Source organism: Pontibacter chitinilyticus, from assembly GCF_039748935.1.
Lineage (GTDB): Bacteria > Bacteroidota > Bacteroidia > Cytophagales > Hymenobacteraceae > Pontibacter > Pontibacter chitinilyticus.
This window is the reverse complement of the sequence record NZ_JBDIZJ010000005.1, coordinates 79714-106641: the sequence shown is the minus strand read 5'-3', so window position 1 is coordinate 106641 and position 26928 is coordinate 79714. Positions and strand designations below refer to the sequence as shown.

At 50.1% G+C, this 26928-nt stretch carries 25 protein-coding genes; 12 read left to right on the top strand and 13 right to left on the bottom strand.

Annotated elements, in window-relative coordinates:
• Positions 1–106: 106 nt before the first annotated feature.
• Positions 107–1678: an NFACT RNA binding domain-containing protein gene (locus ABDW72_RS10155; RefSeq protein WP_347158441.1), complete on the top strand. Its 1572-nt coding sequence runs from the start codon at positions 107–109 to the stop codon at positions 1676–1678.
• Between the two features lie 235 nt (positions 1679–1913).
• On the opposite strand, the gene ABDW72_RS10150 is transcribed toward ABDW72_RS10155, so the two are convergent.
• Positions 1914–2528 carry a deoxynucleoside kinase gene (locus ABDW72_RS10150; protein ID WP_347158440.1) on the bottom strand — a complete coding sequence of 205 codons (615 nt, stop codon included), beginning with the start codon at positions 2526–2528 and terminating at the stop codon, positions 1914–1916.
• 172 nt (positions 2529–2700) lie between these two features.
• Here ABDW72_RS10150 and ABDW72_RS10145 point away from each other — a divergent pair, with 172 nt between their 5' ends.
• Positions 2701–2877 (top strand): hypothetical protein, encoded by a 177-nt coding sequence (locus ABDW72_RS10145; RefSeq protein WP_347158439.1) that lies wholly within the window; start codon positions 2701–2703, stop codon positions 2875–2877.
• 249 nt (positions 2878–3126) lie between these two features.
• Here ABDW72_RS10145 and ABDW72_RS10140 read toward each other — a convergent pair whose 3' ends face one another.
• Positions 3127–3759 carry a hypothetical protein gene (locus ABDW72_RS10140; RefSeq protein ID WP_347158438.1) on the bottom strand — a complete coding sequence of 211 codons (633 nt, stop codon included), beginning with the start codon at positions 3757–3759 and terminating at the stop codon, positions 3127–3129.
• 250 nt (positions 3760–4009) lie between these two features.
• Here ABDW72_RS10140 and ABDW72_RS10135 point away from each other — a divergent pair, with 250 nt between their 5' ends.
• The 4 genes from ABDW72_RS10135 to ABDW72_RS10120 all read left to right on the top strand — a co-directional run bounded on the left by ABDW72_RS10135 (position 4010) and on the right by ABDW72_RS10120 (position 8388).
• On the top strand, positions 4010–6451 hold the full coding sequence (locus ABDW72_RS10135; protein ID WP_347158437.1) for a GAF domain-containing protein: 2442 nt from the start codon (positions 4010–4012) through the stop codon (positions 6449–6451).
• A 325-nt stretch (positions 6452–6776) separates the two neighbouring features.
• A complete protein-coding gene (locus ABDW72_RS10130; RefSeq protein ID WP_347158436.1) occupies positions 6777–7583 on the top strand; it encodes a hypothetical protein in 807 nt (268 codons plus the stop codon).
• A 122-nt stretch (positions 7584–7705) separates the two neighbouring features.
• Complete coding sequence (locus tag ABDW72_RS10125) at positions 7706–7927, top strand: CDGSH iron-sulfur domain-containing protein (protein WP_347158435.1); 222 nt, start codon at positions 7706–7708, stop codon at positions 7925–7927.
• Between the two features lie 17 nt (positions 7928–7944).
• Positions 7945–8388: a putative signal transducing protein gene (locus ABDW72_RS10120; RefSeq protein ID WP_347158434.1), complete on the top strand. Its 444-nt coding sequence runs from the start codon at positions 7945–7947 to the stop codon at positions 8386–8388.
• Between the two features lie 44 nt (positions 8389–8432).
• On the opposite strand, the gene ABDW72_RS10115 is transcribed toward ABDW72_RS10120, so the two are convergent.
• From ABDW72_RS10115 to ABDW72_RS10100, 4 genes are all read right to left on the bottom strand, one after another.
• Positions 8433–9770, bottom strand: coding sequence for a RagB/SusD family nutrient uptake outer membrane protein (locus tag ABDW72_RS10115; protein ID WP_347158433.1), 1338 nt, complete (start codon positions 9768–9770; stop codon positions 8433–8435).
• An 18-nt stretch (positions 9771–9788) separates the two neighbouring features.
• Entirely contained in the window at positions 9789–12758 is a 2970-nt protein-coding gene (locus ABDW72_RS10110; protein ID WP_347158432.1) for a SusC/RagA family TonB-linked outer membrane protein, read from the bottom strand.
• Positions 12759–12973: 215 nt separating this feature from the next.
• Positions 12974–13228, bottom strand: a complete 255-nt coding sequence (locus ABDW72_RS10105; RefSeq protein WP_347158431.1) for an acyl-CoA-binding protein — start codon at positions 13226–13228, stop codon at positions 12974–12976.
• A gap of 242 nt (positions 13229–13470) precedes the next feature.
• Positions 13471–14475, bottom strand: coding sequence for a zinc-binding dehydrogenase (locus tag ABDW72_RS10100; RefSeq protein ID WP_347158430.1), 1005 nt, complete (start codon positions 14473–14475; stop codon positions 13471–13473).
• Between the two features lie 120 nt (positions 14476–14595).
• Here ABDW72_RS10100 and ABDW72_RS10095 point away from each other — a divergent pair, with 120 nt between their 5' ends.
• Positions 14596–15096, top strand: coding sequence for a GNAT family N-acetyltransferase (locus ABDW72_RS10095; protein ID WP_347158429.1), 501 nt, complete (start codon positions 14596–14598; stop codon positions 15094–15096).
• A gap of 66 nt (positions 15097–15162) precedes the next feature.
• On the opposite strand, the gene ABDW72_RS10090 is transcribed toward ABDW72_RS10095, so the two are convergent.
• Positions 15163–16389 (bottom strand): S8 family serine peptidase, encoded by a 1227-nt coding sequence (locus tag ABDW72_RS10090; protein ID WP_347158428.1) that lies wholly within the window; start codon positions 16387–16389, stop codon positions 15163–15165.
• Positions 16390–16817: 428 nt separating this feature from the next.
• Between ABDW72_RS10090 and ABDW72_RS10085 the strand changes: the two genes are divergently transcribed.
• A complete protein-coding gene (locus tag ABDW72_RS10085) occupies positions 16818–17588 on the top strand; it encodes a peptidylprolyl isomerase (RefSeq protein ID WP_347158427.1) in 771 nt (256 codons plus the stop codon).
• 79 nt (positions 17589–17667) lie between these two features.
• Here ABDW72_RS10085 and ABDW72_RS10080 read toward each other — a convergent pair whose 3' ends face one another.
• Both ABDW72_RS10080 and ABDW72_RS10075 read right to left on the bottom strand, forming a co-directional pair.
• Entirely contained in the window at positions 17668–19779 is a 2112-nt protein-coding gene (locus ABDW72_RS10080; protein ID WP_347158426.1) for a M13 family metallopeptidase, read from the bottom strand.
• Between the two features lie 508 nt (positions 19780–20287).
• Positions 20288–20971: a TIGR04283 family arsenosugar biosynthesis glycosyltransferase gene (locus ABDW72_RS10075; protein ID WP_347158425.1), complete on the bottom strand. Its 684-nt coding sequence runs from the start codon at positions 20969–20971 to the stop codon at positions 20288–20290.
• Positions 20972–21176: 205 nt separating this feature from the next.
• On the opposite strand from ABDW72_RS10075, the gene ABDW72_RS10070 reads away from it, so the two are divergent.
• On the top strand, positions 21177–21467 hold the full coding sequence (locus ABDW72_RS10070; protein ID WP_347158424.1) for a (2Fe-2S) ferredoxin domain-containing protein: 291 nt from the start codon (positions 21177–21179) through the stop codon (positions 21465–21467).
• A 51-nt stretch (positions 21468–21518) separates the two neighbouring features.
• Here ABDW72_RS10070 and ABDW72_RS10065 read toward each other — a convergent pair whose 3' ends face one another.
• Complete coding sequence (locus ABDW72_RS10065; RefSeq protein WP_347158423.1) at positions 21519–22055, bottom strand: ferritin; 537 nt, start codon at positions 22053–22055, stop codon at positions 21519–21521.
• A 184-nt stretch (positions 22056–22239) separates the two neighbouring features.
• Positions 22240–22608, bottom strand: a complete 369-nt coding sequence (locus ABDW72_RS10060) for a hypothetical protein (RefSeq protein ID WP_347158422.1) — start codon at positions 22606–22608, stop codon at positions 22240–22242.
• Between the two features lie 77 nt (positions 22609–22685).
• Here ABDW72_RS10060 and ABDW72_RS10055 point away from each other — a divergent pair, with 77 nt between their 5' ends.
• Positions 22686–23063, top strand: a complete 378-nt coding sequence (locus ABDW72_RS10055) for a cupin domain-containing protein (protein ID WP_347158421.1) — start codon at positions 22686–22688, stop codon at positions 23061–23063.
• A gap of 102 nt (positions 23064–23165) precedes the next feature.
• On the opposite strand, the gene ABDW72_RS10050 is transcribed toward ABDW72_RS10055, so the two are convergent.
• On the bottom strand, positions 23166–23915 hold the full coding sequence (locus ABDW72_RS10050) for a LytR/AlgR family response regulator transcription factor (protein ID WP_347158420.1): 750 nt from the start codon (positions 23913–23915) through the stop codon (positions 23166–23168).
• A gap of 43 nt (positions 23916–23958) precedes the next feature.
• The gene (locus ABDW72_RS10045; RefSeq protein ID WP_347158419.1) at positions 23959–25068 is read right to left on the bottom strand and encodes a sensor histidine kinase; all 1110 of its coding nucleotides are present in this window, start codon (positions 25066–25068) and stop codon (positions 23959–23961) included.
• A 184-nt stretch (positions 25069–25252) separates the two neighbouring features.
• On the opposite strand from ABDW72_RS10045, the gene ABDW72_RS10040 reads away from it, so the two are divergent.
• The gene (locus tag ABDW72_RS10040) at positions 25253–25798 is read left to right on the top strand and encodes an RNA polymerase sigma-70 factor (RefSeq protein ID WP_347158418.1); all 546 of its coding nucleotides are present in this window, start codon (positions 25253–25255) and stop codon (positions 25796–25798) included.
• 122 nt (positions 25799–25920) lie between these two features.
• Entirely contained in the window at positions 25921–26910 is a 990-nt protein-coding gene (locus tag ABDW72_RS10035) for a FecR family protein (RefSeq protein WP_347158417.1), read from the top strand.
• Positions 26911–26928 lie beyond the last annotated feature (18 nt).

Sequence of the window (26928 nt, the reverse complement as noted above, 5' to 3'; positions counted from 1 at the left end):
GATCACGGCATCCTCCGTATCCAGCACAACGCTTTAGGCAGAACGTTTTATCTCACCAGCATCTCCGCCTAAATACAAGCCACATGCTACCTGACACGAACCGTACATGCACCAGAACTACTACTTCTTACGGCAACTAACACAGGCGCTGCGCCCCCGGCTGCAAGGCCTGGAGGTTACCACTGCCTTTAGCCAGAACAAAGATGAGCTAGTACTGGGCTTTGCCAGTCAGGAGCAGGAGTTTTATATCCGGGCGCTGCTTACCTCCCAGTTTACCTCCCTCTCCTTTCCGGCCACTTTTAACCGCGCACGGGCCAACAGTGTAAATCTTTTCGAGGAGATGCAGGGCCAGGTAGTGGAAGAAGTTGTGCAACATCTGAACGAACGCAGCTTTTTTTTGCGGCTGTCGGGCAATAGGCTGCTGCTGTTTAAACTGTTTGGCAATCGCTCCAATATCATACTTTACCAGCATAACGAGGCCGTAGCGCTATTCCAGCACAAGTTTGGCGCTGATGCCGAGCTACACCCGCTCCAAATGGACCGGCCGCTGCCTCAGAACTACGCAGCCTTTGCTGCAGCTGAGGGCAACCTGCGCAAAGTATACCCCACCTTTGGCGATCTTCCTGTTTTATACTTAGAGGAGCGCGGCTACAGCCAGGCCAACGTGGAAGAAAAATGGGAACTGGTGCAGCAGGTGCTGGAAATTCTGGAAGCACCGGAAGTATACTACATTATCCGGTTGCAAGGCAAGCTGCGCTTGTCGCTGTTGCCGCTGGGCGAGCAGCTTTATACGTATACTGACCCGCTGGAGGCCCTGAATAGCTATACCCGTTTATACTTGTCTGAAACTGGCTATGAGCGGCAGTTTGAGCAGGCAAGGCAAATATTAGAGCGAAAGCTGCACCTAACGCAGACTACCCTGGAGCAAAGCGGTCAAAAACTGCAGCAGCTCCGCCACGATCGCTCCTATAGCCAAACGGCAGATGTCATCATGGCGAACCTCACTAATATTCCACCCCGCTCCACGGAGGTTACGCTCTACGATTTTTATACTGACCAGCAGCGCACCTATACTTTGAAGCAGGATGAAACGCCGCAGAAATTTGCCGAACGCCTTTACCGCAAAGCCAAGAACCAGCATGTGGAGGTGCAGCAACTCGAAGAGAAAGTAGAGCGCAAGCTGGAGGAAGTAATTGTGCTGGATGATGCTTTGCAGGCCCTGGCTGCTGCCACAGACTACAAACTACTGAAAGCCTTTCTCCGCGACTACAGCCTACTATTAACCAGCAAGCAGCAGGCCCAGCAGGAGGCGCCGTTCCGGGTGTTTGAGGCAGAAGGATTTAAGATACTGGTGGGGAAGAGCGCCAAAAATAACGACGAGCTCACGCAACGTCATACTTATAAAGAGGACCTGTGGCTGCACGCCAAAGACGTTTCGGGCTCGCATGTGGTGATCAAACATCAGGCTGGCAAAGCTATTCCTGGTACGGTGCTGGAGAAAGCGGCGCAACTGGCCGCCTATTATAGCAAACGCAAATCCGATTCCCTCTGCCCCGTACTCTACACCCCTAAAAAGTATGTGCGCAAGCCAAAAGGTGCTGCACCCGGTTCCGTGGCCGTAGACCGCGAGCAGGTTATACTTGTAAAGCCAGCAAACCCCTTCGCAGCTACCCGCTGACAAACCGCTGCAGTCCGGCTACTGCTTTTGCGCAGTGCTTGCTCCTGAGCTCGTGCCAAATCAGGCTTCCAGTTTAAAACTTGCAATCAGAAGTTTATACTTGCAAATTGAACCCCAAAAGCTTAACCGCGCTTTAATGCACTAGAATTCGCCAGCTTGTTCAATAAGTAAACCTGGTAAAAAGCGTCTGATGTGCTATCCTATATACCAAGTATAAAGCAAGTGCTGGCCTGGCTTAAAACAGGCCATATAGCTCGCGCTGAATCTTTTCGATGATGCTGCCCAGGTCCTCGGGGTTGGAGACAAAGTCCATGTTATTCACGTCGATTACCAGCAGTTTACCCTGATCGTAGTTGCTTATCCACGTATTATAATGCTCGTTCAGGTTGCGAAGGTAATTGATGCTGATGCTACTTTCATAATCGCGGTTGCGCTTCTCGATCTGGCCTATGAGTTTAGGCAAATCAGCTTTTAGGTAGATCATCAGGTCCGGTGCTTTTACCATGCTGATCATGGATTCGAACAGGGCAAAGTAGTTATCGTAGTCGCGGGTGCTCATCAGGCCCGACTGGTGCAGGTTTTTGGCAAAGATAAAGGCATCTTCATATATCGTGCGATCCTGGATCACATCGTGGTTGTTGGCCTGAATCTGCTGTACCTGGTTAAAGCGGCTGTTGAGGAAAAACACCTGCAGGTGAAAAGCCCAGCGCTCCATGTCTTCATAAAAATCCTTCAGGTAAGGGTTATTATCGACCGCCTCCAGGTAAAGGTCCCACTTAAAATGTTGCGACAGCTTGGAAGCCAGGGTGGTTTTGCCGGCGCCAATGTTGCCAACGATTGCGATGTGCATGGTAAATAGCAGTTTTGTACAGTAAAGCGAAACAAAAGTAAAGCTTTTCATGTCATCCACAGCCGCTACTTCTCCACCACTTATCCACAACTGCTCTGCCTTTGCCAAACTACCGCCCGAAGCTGCCGTACACTTAAGTATACTTTATTATTTAATCAAACCACCAAAAGCTATGACAAAAGGACACAACCAGGACCCGCACAAACAGAGTAAACCGCATGACAAGGACCCTGACAATAAGGGCGAGAACCGCCACCTGACAGACCAGAAGCAGAACAAGAGCCCGAACCAGGGCCGCAACGAAAATGAGGAGCAGTCGGGCGGCACCAAAGGCCAAAACGCCATTTAAGTAACAATCACGTAGCACGATACATCTATGCCTGCTGTCGTGCTGTTTCGGACATCCGTGTCCGAAACTTTGCCTGTTGCGAAAATCTATTTACGCATATTTGATACGGGGATATTGACTTCCCTGGCAGATTACTTTCAAGCTTGAAAGTCCGGAAGAGCAGCTTTAGCTAAATCTTAATATTTTAAACAGCAGCGGCCCCGGCAATTTATACTTGCCGGGGCCGCTGCTGTTATCTTTTAAGCTTTTCTAGCGCTCCTCGCGCATATTATGGTAAGCATCTTTGGCTTCCCTGCCCTTTTTAAGGGTGACGAACTCCACCTGTAAGGCCGCAATCTTGATCTTGTCGCCGTTGTTAAGCTGGTCCAACACTTCGGATTTGCGCGTGTTCAGTTCTCCAATCACAAAGTCAGCATAATCCCAGTCGCGGAGGCTCCAGTTGCGGCGATGCTCGCGAGTATACTCCAGCGCCTGTGTAAAAGCATCCCGCAGGTTAGCTGGCTTGATACGGCTGATCTGAGTAGTATGAGCCAATAGCCGCTCCCAGCGCTCCAGCTGCGCGCCCTCCAGGTCTACGGCTTTCCGGGTTTCATTCCGATCCTCCCACTCCTGGTAGCGCTGCTTCATACTGGCATACTCGGCCCGCGACGAATCAGAAAGCTTCTTAGAGTTCTGGTCCAGGGTGTAGGTCTTGGCTTTATATTCCTTTTTTACTGTTGGCCATTCAGCCCGGATCGCGCTGTCAGCCATACCTGATTTCGTACGCATCCAGGCGCGCAGGTCATCCAGATCTTTTTCCGCCTGCGATTGCGACTGAGCCTTAGCCCCAAAAGAAAGACCAGCCATAAGCAGCGCCAGCATCCAGAAAATTCGTTTTTTCATACGTTTTAATGTTTTGGTACGGGTATAGTATAACCTCTTCCATCCTTAAATATTGTGCCAGTTAAAGGCGATAAAGCGCACGCCAGCCACTTTCTACTGGTATACTGCTGCACAAACGTACGATTTAAGGCTTAATTATTGTTCTATCTTTTCCGGTAATTACTCGTTTATACTTCATGCAGTGCGCTGGCGGACCGCTCGGCACCCATCCTGCGCAAGGTTTGTAGCCCTGCAGCTATACCTACTAACTATGGCAAAACACCACCAAAGCAGCTTCCACGAATCAGTTGTCTCCATTACGAACAATGATGTAGTATTCCTGAGTGTGGATGCGTTTCCGTTTAAAACTACCCTTAGCTTATCTACGCTTGTTTCGTACTGGGAAAATAAAGCAGCCACCGATCCGGCCTGTAATGTAGCGCGCGTACGGGAGCTTAGCAACCTGCTCCGCCAGAAACCGGAGCTGTTGCAACCCATACAAGACCTGAAGGTGATCGAAGACAACATCGATACGGTTGACATTCTGATGGAAGACATTTTTCCGGGTGCGCTGTGGGAGAACGACCTGCGGGCGGCGGTGCTGCCTTTCCATTTCGAAAGCTTTTATGCCACGCCGCGCCTGGATGAGCTGAAGCTGCTGGATGGCAGCAGCTATGCTAGTACGCTGAACCTGGATCAGAACACCTTACTATTCCGGCTCACATTATCGGCTTATACCCTGATTCTGGAGAAGTTCTATAATGCGAATTTCCTGGTAGATGAACCACTCATTTTTACCCTCCACGATAAGTTTACGGACCTGGAGCGCCATTATAAGCTTAACATTAATCTGAAGTTTATGGAGGTAAAGGCGCTCGGAGAACTGAAAAAACTAAGCGCCCAAGAAATCAATTACCTGATAAACCGCTACAACGACCTAGACCTCTGGATGCGGAAGCTGCCGCCGGAGAACTTCGAATTTACGGGATTCGCTATTTACGATTTTACAGATGTTACCAACGAGGAGACGATCTCTTCGCTGCGCCTGAACCTGCTGGACCGGGATGCGGTAGGCACCGAGGCCGGGTTCCTGAACCTGCAACAGAAGCTGCGCGTACTCTTTGGCTTGCCGGGCCTGCGGCTAGGCCTTGCCTCCTGCCCTGCCCTGCACGAGTTTGACATTGCCTATGCCCGCAAGATCTGGAACGGCCTTATACTTACCCAGGATTGTGACCTGAAGCTCAGCGACCTATCGGACTCTATTTATGAACCGGTGATAAAAAAAGGACACACCATTGTGGTGGAGGACCTGCAGGTATTTCCGAACCCGACCAAAATAGAGAAACAGCTGCTTGAACTGGGTATCCGCAACCTGATTATTGCCCCGCTGCTTTATGAAAATAAGATCATTGGGCTGGTGGAGCTCGCCTCACTTATCCCGGGCGAACTGAATGCGCTGTCTATTATCCGGCTGAAAGAAGTTCTGCCACTCTTCGCCCTGTCGATGAACCGCGGCCTGGAAGAGTTGCGCAGCAGCATCCAGAGCATCATCAAAGAGAAGTATACGGCCATACACCCGATTGTGGAATGGCGCTTTACGCAGGCAGCCATTAACCTGCTCGAGAAAATGGAGCGCAATGCCAGCCCGGAAATAGAACCCATCATTTTTAAGAATATTTACCCGCTTTATGGCTCGTCCGATATCCGGAGTTCCGCCACCGAGCGCAACAAAGCCATTCAGGGCGACCTGCTCGAGCAGCTGGTGCTGGCAAAAGAGGTGATATTAACGGCCAAAGATAACCTTTCGCTCACCATTCTGGATGAGCTGATTTTTAAAATGGACAAGTTCTCGCAGAGCATCGTTCAGGAATTGGGCACCGGAGATGAAGGCATTGTGCTTGACTTTCTGCGCAACGAGATCGAGTCGCTTTTCGATCATTTTATCAGCCGCAACCCGGCTACAGCACCGGCTATACAAGCTTACCGGGCGGCTATTCAAAACCCTTACCGGGTGGTATACAACAAGCGCCGCGCTTACGAGGAAAGTCTTATTGCGATCAACGAGACGATTTCGTCATTTCTGGAGCGGGAAGAGGAAAAAGCCCAGCGGATTTTCCCGCATTACTTTGAGAAATATAAAACCGATGGCCTGGAGTATAACATCTACATCGGGGCATCGCTGCTCAGCAACGGTGATTTTCAGCTGCTGTACCTCAAAAATATGCGGCTGTGGCAGCTGATGCTGACCTGTGAAATTGCCCGTCGCATTCATAAACTGCGCCCCAATCTGAAGCTGCCGCTTGAAATAACACAGCTCATACTCGTGCACAGTGACCCGATCTCTATTCGTTTCCGGTCTGATGAGAAGAAGTTTGATGTGGATGGTGCCAACAACATCCGGTATGAGATCATCAAAAAAAGGCTGGAAAAAGCAACGCTGCGTGGCTCCGGAGAGCGCCTGACGCAACCAGATAAAATTGCCATCGTGTTCTCGCAACACAAAGAGGCACAGGAATACGAGCGTTATATAGAATTCCTGCAGTCGGAAGGCTATGTAAATGACACGATCGAATTCCTGGAGTTGGAGGATCTGCAAGGGGTACAGGGCCTGCAGGCGATGCGGGTATCCGTTAACTATAACGACAAACTCCGCCACAACATAGACTCAGGCGATGAGCTCCTGAGTATTGCCCAGAGTGCCAGCCTTAATTAAGGCAGCAGTGCCCCCTTACCGGCAGCGAAGTAGTATAACAGTATACTTCGCTGCCAGCAGAGGGGCAAAAAAACGGCATTATATACCTACAATCCTATATTTATTGATTTCTTAAAAAAAATCGTCCAAATAAATATTTTTTATCACATCCAAAATAGCTGTTTATCAGGCTACTAAGTAGCTCCTTCGCAAGCCCGCACTGCATCTGCAGGTAATTTAATTTCCTGCAGTGCAATTATTTTGACTTCACTACCGTTTTCCATCCAAACAACCCGGTCCTAGCGCCGGAAGCATTATTTTTTCATTTTTTTCAACTTTTAGCCAAATGAAATTGAAAAACCATTTTTTACCAGCCATGTTGTTTCTTGGCGTAGCAGCGCTTTCTTCCTGCGACAGAAACGATGAGGAATCAGTAGTACCAACTGTTGCAACGGCAGGGCAGATCTCACACATTATGGCAGACTCTGCAGACGTAACGTCCTACAATTTTGCAGGCGCGCAGCTGAGCCAGATCAACCATTACAACAAAGAAACAGGAGAACTGGAGAGCTTTGAAAGGTATGAGCACAACAGCGACGGAAAGGTGGTAAAAGCCAGCACCTATACCGGCGACACGCATACTTTGCTAGCCGTGCAAGAGTTTACGTACGACAACAAAGGCCTGCTCAGTAAAACGCAGTCCAGTTACTACAACGGTAACAAAGTAGATTATACTTCTTTTGCGACTTACGAGTATAGCACAGACAATAAATTAAGCAAGAAGTCGGTGTTTGAAGGTACCGAAGGCAAAGATGCGGAAGCCAAATCTTATATCGCCTACGAGGTACTGCCCAATGGTGATTACAGCCAGGAAAAGCAGTATGTACTAAACAGCAAAGACCAGGCAGTACTGTTCTCTACCACCACTTACTCCTACGATGCAAACAAAAACCCGTTTTATGCTTTTGCGGAGCCGGGTAAAGCCAGCAGCCCCAACAACCTGATCGCAGCGGTAACCCAGGTACATGCCAGCAAGAAAACCTACAAGTACCAGTACGCTTACCAGTATAACGAGCAGGGTTCTCCTATAAGCCAAGCCGTGACGACGCCAAACGGCAAAAGCGAAACGTATACTTACCAGTACGGCAACTAGTCCTAATTTCTATAATAAAGAAAGGCTCTGATGTGTATCAGAGCCTTTCTTTATTATAGGCAGGCTTTAAAACATTAGTCAGCTGAAATGCTTACATTTGTTTAGACTTATATTTTACCAACATGGCTAAAACCAAACTGACAGTTAATAGCAACGGTTCGTTGCGCGTAGAAGGCGACTTTGAAATTGTAGATGCGAAAGGGAATACTTATGGCCTGGGAGGCCGTGAACTGGTATCTGTATGCCGCTGCGGCCGGTCGCAGAACAAGCCTTTCTGCGATGGCTCACACAAAGGCCACTTTGAGCATGAGGCGGTTGCCTTTGACTTGCCACCAAAAAAATAATGCTTTTATAACACACCATGGCAGAGCGCCTGATCACCATCGCTACCTGTAACGGACTAACAGAGGCCCACATTCTGAAGGGACGGCTGGAGGCGGAGGGCATTCTTTGCTTTTTAGGGGATGAACACATTGTAGGAGCGCAGCCCTTTTATGCTGTAGCGGTGGGAGGCATTAAGCTCCGGGTGCCAGAAAATGATGTGGAGGAGGCCCGGGCCATACTGGCCGGCATTATGGGAGGCAGCACCGACTATATCCTCACCGACGACATAGAACTGGCCCCGCCCATGCAGGAGCATGTTACGGCGGAAACCTGCCCGCACTGCGGCTCTGATAACATTGCCGAGGAGAAGTATAACAAAACTGTATTCTCTCTCAGCTACCTGTTCCTGGGGTTTCCGGTGCCTTTCCTCAGCCGCAAGTATAAATGCTATAACTGCGGCAATGAATGGAAAAAGAAATAGAAAAGGGAGCTGTTCAGGCTCCCTTTTCTATTTTACTTACCAGTTTATACTCCCTTTTCAGAAAACGGGATCGGGAAACTGGTCCACACGTCGTCTCCTTCCCTGTCAATTGGCAGCTCGTCCAGGCGGTTGTAGCGCCGCATGTCTATCCAGCGGTGCCCTTCAAAGTAGAGCGAGTAGCGGCGCTGTTCCAGCATTTCGTCGATCAGTGCCTCCTGCGTTAGCGGTCCGCTATAGGGACGCAATTTATGGCCGGTGCGGATGATGTTCAGCGCATCCACCGCATCCTGCAGTTGCCCGGTCTGTATTTTTGCTTCAGCATAGATCAGGATCAGTTCTTCGTTGCGGATAAGCGGAATCGGGTCGAGGTTGGATTTGTAAACGGCCACATCGTACGCGCCTGTCAAATCACTTTGAGTAGCGGGCGTCTCACGCAACGATACTTTGGATAGCCTGTCGTCTCCTGCCTCTGCATCCGTTATAAAAGTAGGATGCGCAATGCGTAGCTCACCGGAGGCATTCGGCGGGTAAAAGGCCGGGTTCAACTGATCGCCGGGCGAATTGCTGAACACATAGTATACGCCTTTCTTAAAATTCGTATTCAGCTCCAAAAAAGACTGGTCAAGTACCGTCAGCGCCTCCTGCCAGTTCTCCCTGTAAATAGCTACCCGCGCAGCCAGCGCACGGTTAAACTTCAGGAATGTCTCGGGCGTGTCAAAACCCGCGAAGCCGCTGGAAAGTGGAAAAGGAAATGTTGTTCCGGCTTGCTGCAGGTGTGCCTGGGCCTCATCGAGCAAGTCTGCAATGGCAGTCAGGGCCGTAAGCTTATCCACAAAAGGCCCCAGGTTATTGATGTCCTCCACATCCACCCGAATGCCGTTCTCATCCGTCATGGTTAAGTTCATGAGCAGCTGGTGTGCTTTTATTGTTTTGGCATACCCCAGGTAAGCCTGCTTCTGCTCCTCGGTTACCTGCACGGGGTCTGAATTCTCCGCAGCGTGAATCAGAATAATGGTATTCCGGATCACCTGGTAACGGGCAAGCCAAGGGTTAACGGTGTAAAAGGTATTATCATCCAAAGTAGCGCTGCCAGCACCCAGCAGGTCGGAGGTAAAACGGGGATCGGCACTCGAGAAGCGGTAGTGCTCACGGCCTATTACGCCCATGTCGTCATAGTAAGTACCCAAAGCCAGACGCATACCGGATTCGGTGCCAACTACCAGGTTGTTTAGCTCCGGTATACCGGCGTTCTCCCCAACGGTGTCAATGGTCTGGTTATTGGGATCTGGCAGGTCATCTATCTCACAGGAAGGCAGCACCACCACCAAGGCCAGCAGCGCCAGCCAGGTTTTATAGTTTGCAAAAGTTATATATGCTTTCATGATGTTATTGCTTTAAAATTAAAACCCGATGGAAAAGTGCGCGAACAACCTTCTTGCATTAGGAAAAGGAGTCACATCTACGCCCGTAGAAAGGCCGTTTCCGCCAAAATTGGAGACTTCAGGATCATAGCCGTTATAATCTGTGATCGTGAAGAGGTTGTTTGCCGATACACCTACCCGCACCTCACGCACCAGCGATCCGAAAATGCTGCTTAGTGCAGGCTTGGGAAAAGCATAATAAACACCTATCTCCCGCAGGCGCAGGTAGCCGGCATCCTGCACAAAAGGCTCTGCTGATACACCTAAGGCATTTATTCGCTCAGCCGCATTGGTCACCCCATCTCCATTGTCGTCATCATCATAGTCAGCCGAGGTGCCTCCCAGGTCGGTGAGCAGCTGTGTCAGGTTGATGTTCTGCCCTCCTTTTTTCCAGTACAGCAGGAAAGAGAAGGAAAGGTTTTGCTTGATGGTGAAGAAGTTCTGGAAGTTCATCTGGAAGTCAGGCGAAGCATCGCCCAGCTTTACAACGCCCTCATCTCCTTTTATACCAACGATCTGCGTAGCCGACTTGCCCTCTTCGATAAAGAAAGTACCTAGCGTATTGCCAAAGCCGCCGAGTGCAAAGGCAGGTATTTCCAGCTTCGTGATCTTCGAATGGTTCGTCCAGAAACTGGTGTGAGAATCCCATTTCAGCCAGGGCGTTTCTACAGGGGTCGTACTCAGGCTCAACTCGATACCTTTATTCTGAAGCTCTCCGCCATTTACTACTCTGGTGCTAAACCCGTACGAACCGGGCACGTCCTGTATCAGAATAAGGTCCGATACTGTTTTAACGTAAGCCGTGGCTTCTAAAATAATCCGGTCTTTGAACAGGCCAATGTCAATGCCTCCTTCCAGCTCTTTCTGGCGCTCCTGCTTGATGTCCTCGTTGCCCAGCTGAAGCGCAGGGAACAAGCCGGGCTGGCCCCCGATATTGGAGGCTACAAAGGACGTATACTTCGCCCCGAAAGGAGGAAACCCACCTGCTTCGCCGTATGCCACGCGAGGTTTCAGCATGGTTACCTGCTCTGTATCCCAGAACTCGAAATTAGCCAGGTTCAGGGCCAGCGAGAACTTAGGGAAGTACTGAAATTCGTTTACGACCGCATTGTTAGACGATTTGTCGAGGCGCAGTCCGGCGGTGGCTATAACACGGTCGCTGTAGTTAACCTCTTCCTGAAAGAAAAGCCCTTTGTTGCGGACGATCTCCCGGTTCTGATCTACCTGCACCGCTCCTGCCTGGTCCAGGTTCGTCTGGGTACCGATTAGCTGGGTAGCCACGTTGAGTACCTGGTCCTGGTTGAAATTCTCGCGGGTAGCACCAAGGGTTGTGGTAAAATTTACAGCCTGATTAGCCACAGCGGTATTGTTTACCAGGAAGGCGGCATAATTGGTGTTCAGGTTATAGTTGTTGCCCTGTATCGAAGCCCCGTTCGTACCGTTGCCATTCGACTGAAACTGCAGCACACGAGGAAACAGCGCATGTGTTCGCAGGTTATAAAAGTCGAGGCCACTCCGCAGCACCAGCTTGGTTGAGCTTGTAGCGGTTGTATAAAGTGAGGTGTTGAGCGTGAGCCCCCCGATAAAGCGGTCTGTATTTTCGTTGTTTGTGATCAGGTCACGGGTTTGCAGAAAGTTAGAGGCGGCAAACGGGTTGCTCGGATACACGCCGCTTTCGTTTGGAAAAAGATCCACAAAGCTCGGCGTGGAGGACAAGGCCACCCCGAAAGATACGCCCGCGTTATCGTTATTGGTCAGGCCCCTGTCGGCAGACGAATTGATATAGTTGGTGCTGAGGCTAAAGTCAAACCGATTAGAGATAGTATGATCGAGGTTGAAACGGATCGACTTCTTTTTGTAACCTGTGTTCTTAACGATACCGTCTTCATCCTGAATCAGGCCACCTACAAAGAACTGCGTCTTTTCGTTTCCGCCACTTACGTTCAGGCGTGTGTCGTAGAGCATACCAGTATGCCCATAGAGTTCCTTCTCATAATCTATAAGCCGGCCGGCATCCCGGGCAGCAATAAACAACGGAACAGCGCTTTCTCCGAAAGAGGCTTTCACCCGTTCTTCGTTCAGGTTGCGCATCCCCAGCAGGTGGGATACCGTGGTTACGCCCACATCCTGAGAAAAGTTAACCAACGTTTTGCCGGCAGCACCCCGCTTTGTTGTGATGATCACCACTCCCGCTGCAGCCAGCGAGCCATAGATTGCCGCAGCCGAGGCTCCTTTCAGCACTTCTATGCTTTCGATATCATCCGGGTTCAGGTCAGCGATACGGTTAGAGGCATTGTCCTGATTGGAGGAAGGGTTGCCGCCACTGGCAGCGCCTGTAACGGCATTGAGACCGGCAGAGATAGAAGAGTTATCGATAATGACGCCATCCACCACATACAGCGGCTCGGCACTGCCAAACACAGACGTGATTCCCCGCAGCTTGATAGCAATACCGCCACCGGGCGCTCCGGAATTAGAAACTACATTCGCCCCAACCAGCTTGCCACTTATTGCCGCATCCATTGTTTGAGGCGTGGTAGTGCCGCTAATCTCGCGGGTATTGATAGTAGCGACAGCGTTGGCGGCATTAGCCCGCTTAACAGTAGTTGCCAAACCCGTTACAACCACCTCCTGCAAGTTGGTGGTGCGCTCTCGCAGCTGCACTTCCAGCGACTTCACGGTAGGCGTCACATCGATCGTTTGCTCCACAAAGCCCAGGTACGAAAAGGTAAGCTGGCCTGTGTTATTAGGCAGTTGGATCGAGAATTTACCAGCAGCATCGGTGGTAGTACCGGTCGTAGTACCCACTACCACCACGCTCACCCCAGGAAGCGGATTCCCCGAGCCATAGTCTGTTACGGTTCCCTGAACCGTAGTTTGCCCTAACGCTGTAAGTGGGCCAAGGCACACCAACAGCATGAGCAGTTTGCTCAAAATAATTTTTTTCATAGTATAGGTATATTTAGTGAAACAGAAAGGAAATGCCTCGGAATGATCACAAGCTCTTGTGAGATAACCGGTTACATTTCCATGTGTTAATATACATAACTATGCTAATATATTTTAGAAGTATAAGCGAATTAATTTTAAGCGTTTTTTCCAGCAAAAAAGGCCACCACTGTACTAGTGGAGGCCTCTGCGATGCCTTTCAATGAAGGGGATTGTTACCCGGCTAATTGCTGTACCAACTGCACATATTGCTGGCGGGCTTCTTCAGGAGGCTTACCTTCCTGCTGCTTCCAGGCATCCCATTTCGCTATATTTTTGAAATCAAAACCACCGGGGCGTGCCGTATTAACATCGCCATCTGTTGCCTGCTTATACAGGGCATACAGTTGCAGGAGCGTCGCGTTATCCGGGCGCTCAGTTAAGGTTTTTGATTGTTCTACTGCATGCTCAAACTCTTTTGTTGTTGCCATACTGATTCTTTAATGCTTTTATATGTTGAAATATAAATATACTCCTTTATACTGCCCGCAGCACTATAAGGGTAATTAATTTCACCGTCTTCCCAATTACACTGATTGCGGAAGACGGTCCGCTACTTATAGGAAGCTATCACTTTAACGCCACTAAAACGCTTCGAAGCATCGCTACGACGGGCTATACTTCAGCATGGCCTTATACCCTACTCTGTAGCGGTAAGTTGCTGCCGGGCCAATCAGTCAAGAGCTACGCTTAGAATAATTTTGCCAAACTGCTTGCCTGCTTCCATGTAACGCATGGCCTGCTCTGCTTGCTCCAGCGGAAATATGCTGTCTACGATAGGTTTTACCTGCTTCTCCCGCACAAAAGCAACCATCGCGGCAAAGTCCCGGTTGGTGCCCATGGTGCTGCCATAGATCTCCAGCTGCTTCCAAAATATCTCTGCCGGGTTAACTTGCCCGATCATACCCGTGGTGCCGCCATACATGCCTATGCGCCCGCCCGGTTTTGCGAGCTTTACCAGTTGCACAAAGCCGGCGCCGGCAGCCCCGTCTATACTTACATCGAAGCCGCCGGCCTGCGCCTTCAGCGCTTTTCCCCAGTCCTCCTGCCTGTAATTGATGCCTCCTGCGGCGCCAAGTGCTTTTGCTTTCTCCAACTTCTCATCCGATCCGCTGGTTACCCACACTTGCGCACCGGCAGCTACCGCAAACTGCAGGGCAAACAGGGCTACTCCACCGCCAGCGCCAGTAATTAGTACCTGCTCCCCAGCCTTCAGGTCACACTTGGTAAACAAGGCCCGCCAGGCGGTTACACCTGCCAGCGGCAAAGCAGCTGCTTCTGCAAAGCTCAAGTGCGGCGGCTTTTCATGCAGGTTGGTAACCGGTACCTTCACATACTCGGCAAAGGTGCCTTCCTGCGGCATTCCTAATACTTTGTATTCCTTGCCATGCGCCTTTGGGTTCTCTCCCCAATCAGAAGACGGGTCGATGATCACTGCTTTACCTATCCATGCTGAATCAACGCCTTCCCCTACTTCCGCAACTACTCCCGCTCCGTCAGAACCAAGTATGGCTGGATACTCCTTGGTAAAGTAGCGGCCATGCTGTATCCATACATCGCGGTGGTTAAGCGCTGCGGCTTTTACCTGCACCACAGCCTCTCCCGGACCAGCCAGGGGCTTCTCTTTGTCAATAAGGATAAAGGGGCTATCAATTTGTTCTAAGTAGATCGCTTTCATACAATAAGTATAATAAATGCTTCGGCTTTACCTGCAAAGGTATGACTTACGAAGCAATGTTGATGGGTGTTGGCATTTTGCGGGGCAAGCGCTACCTTGCAGCTTAGCCACATGTCCGCCATGGAACATCCTTATCACACACGCCAGGCCACACTGGCCGACATTTCTACGATACATCATTTAGCCGCCCAGATCTGGGAGCCAACGTATAGCAGCATTCTCTCTCAGGAGCAGATAAACTATATGTTCGAGGTGATCTATACTCAGGAAGCGCTGCAACAGCAAATGGAGGAAGGACAAACCTTTTTGCTGCTTTATATGGCAGAAACGCCGGTAGGATTCGCGGCTTTCTCGTTGAAGGAAGCGCAGGATAAGGTGTACAAGCTCAACAAGATTTACCTGCTCCCCTCCTGCCAGGGCAAAGGCTTGGGAAAAAAGCTGATAACAATGGTAGAGGCAATGGTAAAACAATTAGGCGCTGTTTTCCTGGACCTGAACGTGAACCGGTATAACAATGCGAAATCCTTTTATGAAAGCTGCGGCTACCATGAGCTTAAGCAGGAGGACATCCCAATCGGCCCCTACTGGATGAACGATTATGTGATGCGCAAGCGGCTGTAGCATCGGTAAAATAAAAGAGGCAACCGATTGGCTGCCTCTTTCGCTTGTTTAAGCTTTTGATATTTGTTAATGGTGTGCTATCGGATCTGGAGTACTATCCGGATCTCCGATGGCAGTACCATCTCCTCTAACGGCACCCAGCAGCAACAAGCCTGCTACGTGCGGCGAGGCCATTGAAGTACCACTGATCGTGTTATAACCTCCGTCTTTCCAGGTAGATTGTATGTTAACGCCAGGCGCAGCAAAGTCAATCGGCGGGTTACCGAAGTTAGAGAAGTAGGCAAACTTATTATCCGCATCAATGGCCGAAACGGTGTATACGTTAGCATTATTGATATGTGCCGGAGAGGAATTGTTCGCGTCCGCTGACTCATTACCGGCAGCCAAAGCAAATTTAATACCTTTGTTGGCCGCCTTTATAATAGCTTCATCCAATGCCGTAGAAATAGGGCCGCCCAGGCTCATGTTCGCCACATCGCCAACTTTACCGTTAGCAGCTACATAATCTACCCCTGCAATAACAGTAGAATAAGCGCCGCTACCGCGTGAATCAAGCACCTTTACCGCAACTACTGTGGTACCCGGTGCTACCCCTACTACTCCTATACCATTGTTTATTGCTGCAATGGTACCTGCCACATGCGATCCGTGGCCATTTCCATCATCAGGGCTGCTGGCATCGCGGCCACTTGTAAAGAAGGTGCGGCTACGGTTTACATCCACGTTCAGGTCCGGGTGGTCCAGGTCAATGCCTGTATCAATAATCCAGGCCGTAGCGCTGGAAGCAGTAGTTCCTCCTCCTACACGTGTGATGCCATAAGGCACAACTTGGCCCGGAGATGTGGTGCCGCCGCCGGAAGATGGCTTTCCGAGGGTTACGACCCGGTCCTGCTCTATATAATCCACGCGCGAATCGGAACTAAGTTTAGCGGCTTCTTCCGCACTCATTCTGGCAGCTACACCAGTAATCGCTTTGCCATAGGCCTGCACAATGGTCGCATTCTTAATTCCATTATCAGCTAGGATGGCACTGCCCATTTGCCGCACCTTCTCCACGCGCTGTGCATACGTCACGTTGGCATCCATACGCATGTTGTTGCCTTGGTTAAATACAACTATGTATTGCCCTTCAATAGCAGCTCCATTCTCACTATCAGCCTGCTGTAAAGCCTGTGTTGTTACCGGATCAGCACTCTCATTATCACACGCGGTAAAGGTACATGCAGCCGTTGCCATAGCAGTGCCAAACAACACGGAACGCATTACATTCTTAAAATGTAAGTTCTTCTTCATACGCTTTAAAATTTTGGATTGTAGTAAAATTATTTAACTAAAAACAGTGACGTCAATTCCAAACTACTGACTTAGGATGGTATATGCAAATAAAAATTTCATTTTATTCATCCACATAGCCAGGGAGTCCTCAAATTCGAAAGGTATAACAGGCAGTGATAGGAGTTCAATGCCCGCGAAATTTCGCCTGCCACGCAATGGGCGCCGAGCGAAAAATGAGCGATGGTCAGCCCTTGAATGACACCTCCCGGAAGCGCATTACAAAAAGGCATAACTGGCTTATACGACAAGTGCAGAATAAAGGATAATTTAAGCACCTTAAATTAAATAAATACAATTTTATATTTCCATGACTATGTACTTTGATGCGAGTGGATAAAGTGCAGATTAATCTATACCTTAGGGCTTCAGCCAAATATTAGGACACTATGAGAAAACAACGCCCCGCTATTACCTGCCTCTTTACTCTATTGCTTACCTGCCTGCTCCCTCTCTCCTCGTGTAACCAGGGGAGCCCCTCTGAAAAGCAGGAAGACGAAAGCACTGCCAAAGCCACTGCAGAACCAAAGCTGGATCCCCTGACATCTGAAAATGTGGTAGGCGTATTAACAACTTATGGCGAAAAAAACCAGGATAGTATAGCCGTGATCAGCACCCGCCTCGGCGACATAACTGTGCGCCTTTATAAAGACACGCCCCTGCACCGGGCTAACTTCATTCGGTTGGCTAAAGCCGGCTTCTACAACGAAGGAGAATTTTACCGGGTGGTGAAGGGTTTCGCCATTCAAGGCGGCGACTCCGATGAGCGAAAAATGAAGCAGGGCGCCTACAAGATCCCACAGGAGATCACCCCAAAGCATATTCATAAAAAAGGGGCGCTGGCCATGGCTCGCTATGGCGATGAGCGCAACCCGGAGAAAGAATCCTCCTCACACAACTTTTACATAGTGCAGGGCAAACCGCGCACGGAGGCCGAGCTGCGGGCTTATGAGGCCAAGCACCACATCCAGTATACCCCGGAGCAGATGAAGGTATATGAAACTATTGGCGGCGAACCGGGCCTGGACTCAGAGTATACAGTATTTGGTGAGGTGATCGACGGATTGGATGTAGTGGATAAAATAGCTGACGTACCGGTGGAGGCCGGCAACTGGCCGAAAGAACTGGTAAAGCACACCATCAAAATAATGAATAAGTAGCTGCCGTACCCACTGCTCTTAAAAGAGAAAGGCGCTGACTTCTGCCAGCGCCTTTCTCTTTATATGTTTCCAGGAATACTTACCAGATCTTCGCACGGTTCTCATTGTTGCGAACCATGTTGTCCCCTTCGTCACAATTAAAGGCTTTATAAAACTCCGGCATGTTAGATACAGGTCCGTTGGTACGGAACTGGCCCGGAGAGTGCGGGTCTGTCAGCACCAGCTGATTCTGCGCCTCATCACGGATGTTGGTACGCCAGATCTGCGCCCAAGCCAGGAAGAAACGCTGCTCTGGGGTAAGGCCGGCAATTTTGCCCGGGTTGTTATTCTGCAATGCCTTCTGTAACGCTGTATACGCGATGTTCAGGCCTCCGATATCGGCCATGTTTTCGCCCAGTGTCAGTTTGCCGTTTACGTGCACATTATCGAGCACCGTATACTGGTCATACTGGTTAGCAACAGCATTAGCACGGGCGGTAAACTTCTCTTTGTCTTCTTTTGTCCACCAGTCTTTCAGGTTGCCCTGTGGGTCGTACTGCGCGCCCTGGTCATCAAAGCCGTGTGTCAGTTCATGCCCGATCACAGCGCCCATGCCACCATAGTTCACCGCATCATCTGCTTTAGGATCAAAGAAAGGTGGCTGCAGAATACCTGCCGGGAACACGATCTCATTCATACTTGGGTTGTAGTAGGCGTTTACTGTGGGTGGTGTCATGCCCCACTCGGTGCGGTCTATCGGCTGGCCAATTTTGTTGATATTTTTACGGAAATCAAACTGGTTGGCACGCATCACGTTTTCGGCATAGGAGTTTCGGTTGATGTCCAGTCCCTCGTAAGCTTCCCACTTATCCGGATAGCCGATCTTCACAGCGAAGGCCTCCAGTTTGGCCAGTGCGCGTTGCTTGGTTTCCTCACTCATCCAGTCCAGCCCCTTTACGTGCTCGCGGAAAGAGTCCTGAATATTATGCACCATTTCCAAAGCTTTCTGCTTTGCCTCCGGCGAAAAGTTTTCCTTTACATACAACTGGCCCAAGGCCTCGCCAACTGCGCCGTCTGTGGTGCGAAGCACACGCTTCCAACGGGGCTGCATTTCTTTAGCGCCTCTCAGCACTTTGCCATAGAAGTTGAAATTCTCCTGCACAAAATTATCGCTCAGGTAAGGTGCCATAGAACTTACCAGGTGCCATTGTGCATATGTTTTCCAGTCGCTCAACGGAATACTTTTCAACATGCCGTTCAATTCTTTAAAGAAAGCAGGCTGCCCTATGATCACGTCTTTTGCTGTTTGCGCGCCTACGCTGGTCAGCAACTGCGTTACTTTCAGGTTCGGGTTCTGTTTGGCAAACTCCTGTACAGTTGTTTTGTTGTAATTGGCATAGGGGTCGCGCAGGTCTACGCGGGCTTTAGAAGCCTTGGCCAGCTTCATTTCAATGTTCATTACAGTCTGCGCCTTTTTCTGCGCAGTGGCAGCATCATCGCCTATCAGCTGAAACATGTTCTGAAGATGCGTCTTGTATTCGGTGCGTACTTTCTGCGAACGCTCATCTTCCTTCAGGTAGTAATCACGGTCCGGTAAGCTCAAGCCTCCCTGGCCAGCCTGTAGGGCATATTGCGTGCTATTCTTGTCGTCCTGGGCTACATACATACTAAAGAAGCCACTCACACCTTTCGCCTTCAGGTCGGCAACGGTTTTCACCAGGTCAGTTGTGTTTTTGATGGCAGCGATCTCGCTCAGTTCATTTTTGATGGGCGTATACCCCGCTGCATTTACGGCTGCAGAATCCATGCCGGCGGCGTAAAAATCGCCTACCAGCTGTGCCGGCGTACCTTTTGCCGCAGCATCGTTTGAGGCTGCCTGCGTTAACAGCGAGCGCAGCACGGTATTATTGCGCTCGGTCAGCTCGTTAAAGGATCCCCAGAGGCTTTCCGAAGCGGGTATCGGGTTATTCTTTATCCAGCCGCCATTGGCATACAGGTAGAAGTTCTGGCATGGATCCACGGTAGTGTCCATGTTTGCCAACTCCAGGCCATGCCCCATGTTCATAGCAGGAGCTGCTGCAGCGGTGGTGGCTTCAGCTGTTTGAGCTGCTGTGTCTGCTCCCGCGTTCGTTGTAGACGAGGAACTGCTACAGCTACCCAGCATCAATCCGGACAGCAAAGCCGAATAAGATAACAGGTGTGATCTTTTCATAAGGTTAGTTTAGGTTTGAATCGGAAGATGAAGTTACGGAAATAGTCGGCACATTTAAAACATGGCTCTAAGTATAATTACCGGTGTTACCAAACGACTCTGAGAAGTATGTTCCTGTAAAACCAAACGGCTCAACCATACCTGACCACATAACGATTAAATTCCCGATGTTAAAGGAGTTGGTTTATACATCTATATTCAATAATATTATTGCAGGTATACTTGAGCTGCTAAACACAGCAGGTTACGTTTAGCAGCCTGAAAGGATTACCAGGAACAAAGAATCTACACAGACGGTCGAAAATTTATAGTTCAAGCAACAAGATAGCTCTGCAGCACAGGCTTATACTACGAGTTTGCTTAACGATTGTGAATAATGAGCCTCTCTCTTACTGCTTAAATACCTACTCTACCAAGTATAGCTATTGCTTTTTTGCAGCAATATAAGATAAGTACCCGCTGCTATTTATCCGGAGAGTTGTGAAGGCTGGCTTGTATATACCGCCACTTACCGTAGCAGCCATTTATACACTTCAACCAGCCACTGCTGCGACACGCCGAGCCGGTACAAAGTATAGATCAGGAAATAGCCAGTCTGGATCTTGTAAACGCCATGTTGAGTATACTTGCGGGCCGAAGTAAGCACATGGTAAGGCAGCACGACGAAAGGTGCCAGCTGCCGGAGACGCCGAATGATCTCCTGGTCTTCCAGCAACAACAGCCGTTCATCAAAACCACCGGCTTTTTTAAACAGGTCGCGCCGCACAAACAGGCTCTGGTCGCCGAAGCGGATGGCGTCCACATCAAACCTTGTAAACCAGGCGTTGGCGCGCAGAAACCAGTGTGGCACATCAAACTTCAGCCGGAAACAGCCACTGCCCTTTCCCTGCTTTACCGCTAGCCTGATTTGCTCCTCAAAACCTGCAGGCGGAAAGGTGTCGGCATGCAGGAAGTATAACACATCGCCGGTAGCTACGGCAGCCCCGGCATTCATTTGCGGTCCTCTGCCTTTGCGGACACAGGGCAGCACCTGTACCCCCAAGCCTGCAGCTATACTTCGGGTAGCATCCGTACTGCCGCCGTCGGCAAGTATAATTTCGGTGCTGGGGCTGCTGTGCTGCTGCAAATAGGCCAGCAGCTTGCCAATAGCGGCTTCCTCGTTGTAAGTGGGTATGACGATGCTTATGTTCAATGCTTATTGTTTGTGCTACAGATACGTTTACCTGCCTGCTTTGCTTTTAAGTTTTAGATTATAGCTGTTTTTCTAATGACAGCAACACGTTAGCTCCAGTTTGTGCCCTTGCAAGCACCCTGTTGCTCTTCCTGTTTCCGACACATCTGACCGAAATCGACTCCAGAACTTTTACTTTCAGCCGCTGAAATGCGTAAACCTGTGCATGAGCAAGAGTTTTACAATTCCGGATAACGTAATCTATGTATGCACGGGCAGCAAATGCAAAAAAAAAGGTGGTAAAGAGCTAAGCAAGCTTTTCAGAAGTATGATCAAGGAAGCAGGCCTGAAAGGGCAGGTGGAGGTAATAAAAACCGACTGCACCGACCGCTGCGACTATGCCCCGGTTGTATGCCTGCAGCCTGCCAATGTGTGGGTGCCACAGACCACAGATGAAAAAGCTAAGGCCGCTTTCCAGGAGCATGTCAAAACTAAGAATACTGGTACTGTACAATAAAAAAGCCTTTGGATTGCTCCAAAGGCTTCATAGCTTTACTTTGTACTAACGCTACACTTCATACTTCTTCTCATAGGTAATCTTCGGCACCCGCTTATCTATTTCGTAGTGGCCGGTGCCTTCCTCGCCAATTACTTCAAACAGCTCCAGCGCACGCCGGGCTACATACTCTTCTTCTATTTGCTCTTTCAAAAACCACTGTAAGAAAGAGAACGTGACATAGTCTTTCGCTTTCTGGCATTTGTCGGCGATGCGGTTGAACGACTGCGTAACGGCAATTTCCTGCTGCAACGCCTGCTCAAAAACGCTCCGGAAGCTCTCAAACTCTGCCGGTATGTTAACTACTTCCGGCGAAACCGCACGGCCGCCCATATCCGACACAAACTTGAAGAGGCGTAGCATGTGCTCGCGTTCTTCGTCCGATTGATTTTTAAAGTAGCCGGCACTAAAATCAAAGCCATTGCGGTCGCACCAGCTGCTCATTGCCAAGTACATGGCCGAAGACTCCGCCTCCATTTTTATCTGCTCGTTCAGGATCTGCTCTATTTCTTCTGTCAAGGATGTTCGTAATCTCAGTAAGTCTTTCATAAAGTTCAGGGTGTTGAATTAACAGGCATTCTGCTTTACAGGGACCTTCTAATGCATACTATCTTCCTGTAATTTAGTTGTGCTGCAGGACGGCTCCAGCGCTAAATGGAAGTAATCTACATAAAAAAGCACGGTGTCAGCCGTGCTCTTTTTTATGATCGCAAGTATAAATTAAGTTAATCTGTTAAGCTACCTCAGCGTGCAGGCATTGCTGCAGCATACTGTTGAGCTCCAGCATGAACCGGGCGCCGGCCAGAAGCTCTTTCAGGGCAACCAACTCTGGAAGCGTCAGTACAAAGCAGCTATCGCAGCCACACACCGTTATAATTTCAACATCTGCGCTACGGCTGGTTGAGGAAGCCATCTGCGCCACATCCACTTGGTCTACTGCTTTTTTCAGGCGCAGGAAAGTTTCGATCTTCAGCACAGTAAGCACACCGGAAAAATTTAGCAGCAGGCGATTTCGGCGGTCGCACTGCAGCATACTTCCTGCTGCGGAAGTATAAATTTCGGTTACTACGCTGGTTGTTTGCATCATCTGTCCTAACTTCACAGTACTAATTTATGATACAGCAAAGTTACACGCTATTTAGAATCAGTCCAAATAAAAACAGATGATATAAATCATATATGGAAAATCAAGGAATCGATAAAGTAGTCATAGCCGAAAAGTTCAGCCAGTTCAACGACCACTGGAACCCGCGTGTAATAGGTGAATTGAATGGCCAGCAGGTTAAAATTGCCAAGTTCCTGGGCCCTTTTGAGTGGCACCATCATGAGAATGAGGATGAGTTTTTCATGGTGATAAAAGGGCAGTTCGAGCTGCACCTCCGCGACAAGGTAGTGACGCTAAATCCGGGGGAGTTCATCATCGTGCCGCGCGGCGTAGAGCACAAGCCGGTTGCCAACGCGGAAGCCGAAGTACTGATGTTTGAGCCGGCCAGTACCGTGAACACCGGCAACCTGCAAAACAGTGAGCGCACCCGCCAGCAACTAGAAAGGCTATAACTTAACCAAGAGCAGGAGTTGCACAGCGCATCCTGCTCCTGGTGTTTGCAGCGGCAGCGATTATCTTAAAGGTATAGGTATAAAACAGGGCAATGGCTTACTTTATAACTCCAGCAGATTATTTTGGTTGAGCACCTGCAGTACTTCGTTTTTATAGAAGCGGCCAATAGGAATTTCGCTTTTGCCAATGTCTACGGCTGTGGCGGAGAAGGCCTGTATCTTATCAAGTGCCACAATAAAAGAGCGGTGAATGCGCAGGAACTTGTCGGTTGGTAGCTTCTCTTCCAGAAAAGAGATTTTTTGATAGGAGATGATCTCCTTCGTTTCTGTTTTTACCCGGATGTAGTCTTTGAGGCTCTCGATGTAAAGAATTTCGGAGAGCAGCACTTTCACCATCTTCTTATCGGCTTTCAGGTAGATAAAAGCTTCCTTATAATCCGGAGCAGCAGTCAGGGAAGAGGCAGCAGTAGTTGCGGGAGCTAACGCCGGCATTCGCTGCTCCTGCGGCGTTACCTTCGACACTGCTTTGAGGAAGCGCTCAAACGCGATAGGCTTGAGCAGATAATCTACCGCATTCAGTTCGTAGCTGTCAAGGGCGTAATCGCGGTAAGCGGTGGTAAAAATCACCTTCGGCGGGTTGGCCAGCGACTTGAGAAAATCAATGCCGGTAAGCTTGGGCATCTGGATGTCGAGGAACACCAGGTCGATGTGCTCGCTTTGCAGGCAGTTGTAGGCCTCTACGGCGTTGTGGCAGCGGCACACCAGCTCCAGGTTGTCCAGCCGCTGAATAAACGTTTCCAGCACATCCAGCGCCAGTGGCTCATCGTCCACTACCATGCATCTGATCTTCATCGTCGTTTATACTTGTTGTGAAATCCTTCTTCGAATTCCTGCACTATTCCTCCAGGTGCAGTTCCAGGCGTGCGGCATAGCTTTCCGCCTCATCTTCCACCTCCAGCACAAACCGATCTTTGTAAAGCAGCTCCAGGCGGCGGCGCAGGTTTTTGAGGCCGATGCCCGAAGCCATATCGCGGGTGCTGCGGCTGGCGCGGTCACCGCATTTGCAGTTCTCCACCAATAATACCAGCCGCTGGTCCTGCACTTTTACATCAATGCGGATCCAGGCATTACCTGTTTCTGTGCTCACACCATGCTTAAAGGCATTCTCTACAAAAGGCAGCAGCAGCATGGGCGCGAGGTGCTGGCCTGCTATATTTCCAGCTTCGGTATACGCCACGTCTACGCGCTCCCCATAGCGAATACGCTCCAGCGCGATGTAGTTGCGGATATAGTTCAGTTCTTTTTCCAGCGGTACTTTGGCAGCATTGGCCTCATACAGCATGTAGTTCATCAGTCCAGATAATTTCAGCACCGCTTCCGGCGCATTATCCGACTTTTTAAGCGTGAGCGAGTACAGGCTGTTCAGCGTGTTAAACAGGAAGTGCGGGTGAATCTGCGCTTTGAGCACCTTCAATTCTGCCTCCAGTTTATCTTGCGTTAGGTTGCGGGCGGCCTGCTGGTGGCTGTACCAGTTTTTGAGCAGTGCGATCACTGCCGTAATGGCCACCACATAGCTGATGTTCACCCCGTTTTTCACGAAGCGGTAAAAGGTCAGGTTGTCTTCAGTGCAGGTAGTAGGGCAGAAAAAAGGATGAATGAGAAAGGGCACTAATACAAACTGCATAAGGGCCGCAATGAGCGCCATCAGTAACAACAGGTATGTAAAAAACTCCAGGTAGCGATTTTGCAGCAGGTAGCGCGGCAGCAGGTAGTACATGTTAAAGTATACCAGTCCCATTTTAAAGGGCAGTTCCACCAACTCCACCATAAAAGCGTTGTAGTAGTCGTCGATGTAGCTGCCGTAGAGCAACCCGAAAAACACCACGTATACCACCCAGAAAAGCAGGTGCTGTGCCGGCCGATACTGCGTGATCTTCCGCACATCCGGCAGGCTCCACGCCCGCAGTTCCAACTCGCCTGCAGCTTCTAACTTTGCATCCATCATACTACAAAAGTATACTTTCTGCGGAAAGCGGCCGCACGCCGTCAGGGGCTTTTAGACGGTCAGCAACCACAGCCTTCTCAGTAACGGCATCAGGGCCCTCAACTGCTTCAAGGTAAATCTGATAGCAGGCAGGCTTCTCTACAAAAGATTTTTATACTTTTGTGAGCAGCCACACCCCATACCTATGCCTGACTACCAGGACGACCTGCAGCAATACGAAACTCTGTTCCGGCGCCATTATCCGCGCCTGTGCCGGCACGTGCACCGCATGCTGGGCGATATGGACGCGGCTGAGGACGTGGTGCAGGAGGCATTCGTACAGTTCTGGAACCTTGAAAACCGCCAGGCCGTGGAGAATCCGGAAGCTTACCTGTTCCGGTCCGCCATCAACAAAGCTCTGAACTATGCCTGCAGCCAAAAGCGCCGCCATACCATGGGCCTGGAGTATCAGCAACAGCAGGCAAAAACCTCAGCGGCTGGCCAGTACCTGGAGCTACAGGAGCTACAGCAAAAGGTGCAGCAAGCCATTGATACACTCCCGCCCGCATGCCGAAAGGTGTTTCTGCTGAGCCGCTACGAAGAAATGAGCCACAAAGAGATCGCCGCCTTTCTAAACATCTCCACCAATACCGTGGACAACCACATCAAAAAGGCGCTCGCCATACTTCGGAAGGTGCTGCTGAGCCTGCTGCTGGTGTGCCTCGAAACTATTTTCAGATTTTTTTCATGATCACGTAGCGGTAACCGTGCTTTCAACTGTCATACTTATGCAAAGCGATAAACACAGCGGATGCCCTGGCGAATGCCGCCAGGCTACAGGCAAACTTAATACGGAAAGCTGCACCTCCTGCCATGGATAGCAAGTACTGGGACATAGCCGCCAAAGCCTTTGCGGGCACAGCCACCCCTGCCGAGGAGCAAGCACTGCGGCAGTGGCTAACACAGCACCCGGAACAGGGGGCTGCTTACGAGGCCCAACGGCGGCTCTGGCAGCTGACAGCACCCGCTGCCACCCCGCCGGTGGATACCGATGCTGCCTGGCAGAAAGTGCGCGCGCAGCTGCAGCCATCGCAACGCCAGCAGGCAAAAGTTATTCCGCTACACCGGCAGCTGTGGCGTGTGGCAGCAGCTGTGGTGCTCCTGGTCGGCCTTGCCTGGCTCGTAAAACTATACTGCTTTCCCTACTACGGATTGGAAGTGGTGGAGTCAGGAAACCGGGAGGTAGCGGTTGTACTGCCCGACAGCAGCCAGGTGTGGCTCAATAAGGGAAGTATACTTGCTTATGAACCGGACTTTGACGGAGCTACCCGTGAAGTACACCTGGAAGGGGAAGCTTTTTTTAAAGTGACGCACAACCCGCAGCAGCCATTTGTAGTGGAGGCGGAGGAAGCAAAAGTGCAGGTCCTAGGTACGTCGTTCAACCTGCGGGACTACCCGCAGGAGCAGGCCGTAGAGCTGACAGTGGCAACAGGCAAAGTAGCTTTCACAGCTAAAAAGGGCACCCACCAAGCTTTTGTAACGCCGGGCTTTGGCGCCATACTAACAAAACAGGATAACAGCATAGCTACTTATACCGTGGCCAATGAAAATGCCTGGGCTTGGAAGACTGGCAAGCTGCAGTTCAGCGGCACGCTGCTGCGGGAGGTACTACAGCAACTAGAACGCCAGTATCATGTTACCTTTCAACTGCTGCAGCCTGAACTGGGTAACTGCCGCTTTACGGGCACTTTCCAGCGCGTCAGCCTGCCAGAGGTACTACAGGTGCTGGAGGCATCGCTGCAAATCAGGATCACAAAGCAAAACGAACAGACATATACCCTCTCGGGCAGAGGCTGCAGGTAAAACCTATAAAAGTATCAT